3 protein-coding genes are annotated in these 3,102 nt (G+C 66.2%); all 3 read right to left on the reverse strand.

Annotation, left to right across the window (positions count from 1 at the left end; all coding sequences use genetic code 11):
- Nucleotides 1–1,091: ABC transporter permease (locus MK181_10840; protein ID MCH2420293.1), on the reverse strand; the 1,091-nt coding region annotated here is incomplete at its 3' end.
- Nucleotides 1,088–1,780, reverse strand: a complete 693-nt coding sequence (locus MK181_10845; protein MCH2420294.1) for an ABC transporter ATP-binding protein — start codon at nucleotides 1,778–1,780, stop codon at nucleotides 1,088–1,090. The genes MK181_10840 and MK181_10845, both read right to left, overlap by 4 nt.
- Nucleotides 1,777–3,102: HlyD family efflux transporter periplasmic adaptor subunit (locus tag MK181_10850; GenBank protein MCH2420295.1), on the reverse strand; the 1,326-nt coding region annotated here is incomplete at its 5' end. The genes MK181_10850 and MK181_10845, both read right to left, overlap by 4 nt.

Consider the following 3,102-nt stretch of genomic DNA (forward strand, 5'->3'; position numbering starts at 1 on the left):
CAGCCGAACAACCCAGCCACGCTCAACACCATTGTGTAGCCCCGTTGGGATGCCACCCCCCAGACCACGCCGGCGCCCACTAGCGCTCCGAGAATTCCTCCAAACACCCCAACCACGAGGGCCTCGAACAGGAACTGGACGGCAATGGTCCCCCGGCTGTGGCCGAGCGCCCGCCGAATACCGATCTCCGAGGATCTCTGGATAACCGAGATAGACATCACGTTGGCGATACCGACGCCGCCCACGATGAGCGCCAGACCGCCCATCATCTTGGTCAGATTGTTAAGACTCTCGTCAACCTGGGACTGGGCGTCGAGCAGGTCCGTGGGCACCGAAGCATTTGCCCCGTCGGGGCCGCCCAGGCTCACTACCGTCGGGATCTCCTTAGCCACTAGCGCTGTATTCTCGGGTGCCCGAACGTACAAGCGACTCGGATCGGGATCGTCGAGATCCCAGTCGGCGACCGCGGCGGTAAACGTCAGGAACACCGCTGAGTCCATCGAGGGCTCCAGTAGGACCCAGTCAAGGACCCCGATCACGCCGTACTCCAGGCCATTCAGTTCGATGGTCCGGGCCTCACCGGCCAGGTAGCCGTACTCGTCGGCCAGGTCCCGGCCGATGACGGCCACCCGGGCACCCGAGGACTCGTCAAAGTCATTTAGGAACCGTCCGCTAACCAGCGGCACCTCCAGCGTCTCCGGAAGGTCCAGGCCACTGGCGATAACCGGCACCGGGAAGGCCCGATAATAATCTTCGGCCCCGGCAAAGGGCACGGTCACGATGTCGGACATCTGGCGGGTGCCGGTGACGGCCACCACGTCGGGAAGGCGGCGGACCCGGGCTACGGCGGCGGCCTCGATCACCGGATCCTGTCCGAAGCCCAGGCCCGAGGAGGCGTTGACCACGATCAGGTCCGTCCCCAACTCCTGGAGCTTGGCCTTTAGATGGCCCTTCGAGCTCTCGTTGATGCCGATGGCGGCCACGATGGCGGCCACGCCCAGCACTGGACCCAGCATGATGAGCAGGGTCCGGACCTTGCGCGAGGTCAACCCTGAGAAGGCGACCCCTAGGAGTTCCCGGAAGCGCCTCATCCCGGAGCCAGGGCCTCGTCGGCCACGATCTGGCCGTCGAGCATGGAGATCTTCCGACGGGCTGCGTGGGCTACGTGCAGGTCGTGGGTGACGATGCAGACGGCCCGTTCGGGGGACTGGAGGTCCCCGAAGACCTGCAGCACGTTTTCGGCGTTGTGAGAGTCCAACGCCCCGGTGGGCTCGTCGGCCAGGATCACGCTGGGCTCGGTGGCGATGGCCCGGGCGATGGCCACCCGCTGCTGCTCCCCACCCGACATCTGGACCGGACGGTGGTCGTGACGGGCTCCTAGGCCAACTTGTTCTAGGGCCGACAGGGCACGAGCGCGGCGTTGCCGGGCCGACAGACCTCGGTAGAGCAACGCTGCTTCCACGTTGCCGGTCGCCGTGAGGTGTGGGATGAGGTGGAACTGCTGGAACACGAAGCCGATGGCTTCGCCGCGGAGGCGGGACCGTTCGGCATCGGACAACTGGGTGGCGTCGGTCCCTCGCACCCGGACGATCCCGCTGGTCGGGAGGTCCAGGATGCCCAGCAGGCCGAGCATGGTGGACTTCCCGGATCCGGATGGCCCGACGATGGACAGGAACTCCCCGGCCCGGATGTCCAGCGTGACATCGTCGAGGGCGCGGACCTGGACCTCCTCGCCGTAGACCCGTGAGACCCCCTCGAGAGCTAGGACCGTTTCGGTCACGAACGGTCTATTTCGAGGATCACGAACTCGCCGGCCGAGACGCCGGACACCACCTCGACGTAGGCACCGTCGAGCATGCCGACCTCTACGGCCCGCCGCTCGATCACGCCCTCAGGGGTCACGACCCGCACGGTGTCCTGGCCGCCGTCGGAGAGCACAGCGGCAATGGGGACCACTACAGCATCCACCGACTGCTCCACCACCACGTCGATGGTGACTACCGCTCCGTCCACTCCAACCAGGTCCTCGGTGGTCCCGACCACACCCTCGTAGATTTCGCTGTTGCCGGAGGTGGTGGCGTTGTCGTCCAGTTCGGTGATGACGCCGTCGACCTCCTGGTCACCGGCGGCCAGGTTGACGGTGACCTCCTGTCCTTCGGCCAGTTTGGACCGATCGGTCGGGCTGGCGAAGAGCTTGACGGTGAAGACCGGCTCGGTGAGATCGAACAGGGGCGTCCCCCGCTGGACGAGGTCGCCGTCCTCGATAGCCACGGTTCCCACCCTGGCTGGCCAGTCGGCCACCACCATGTCGCCGGGCAGGAAGAACACGTCGTCGTCGATGGTTCGGATGGGGATGGTCACCGACTGCTCTCCGGACCGTAGGAGAGCCGTTCCGGTCACCACCTCGTAGTCCACCCCGGCCTGGGCGCTGCCGGTCACTGAGTAGTGGACGCTGGTGTCCTCGTCGGGGGGCTGATCGGCTCGAATGACCACCGTTGCCGTGCCGCCCTCCACGACCTCGCCTCCGCCGGTCACCGTGAGTTCCGGAAGGTCGTCGGACTCGATCAGCACTGTGGCCCGGTCGCGGTCGCTTAGCTGGTAGGCGGCCTCCGGATCGGCGATCAGGCGAACGGTGAGAGTCTCGTCGCCCTCTACGTCGTCGTCGGCCCGCACGGGCACCGTGAGGACCACCCGTTCCTGCCCCTTGCTCATGGTGATGTCGCCGTCAGGGGCGTTGTAGTCGGCGTCGGCGGTTGCTGTTCCCTCGACCACGTAGAACACGTCCAGGTCTTCGACCAGTTCCATTGTGGTCTCGATGGTGAAGGTGGCCGAGCCCGATTCGCGCACCGTTTCGCTGTCGGCCCGTAGTACCAGGATCGGAACGTCGGGAACGTCGGGGTCGTCGACGCTGACAGTCACCTCGTCGTCCTCGCCCAGCACGTACCGGGCCGCCTGGGCCACCCGGAGGTCTTCGCGGGTGGCCTGGAGTAGGTAGTCGATCCGGTCCTGCTCGTCCCTTAGGGCACTTAGGGTGGTGTCCTCTCCCTCCAGAACGTCGGCCAACCGCTCGGCGGCGTCATCCAGGAGGTAGTTGATCCGGTC

Source organism: Acidimicrobiales bacterium, assembly GCA_022452035.1.
Lineage (GTDB): Bacteria > Actinomycetota > Acidimicrobiia > Acidimicrobiales > MedAcidi-G1 > UBA9410.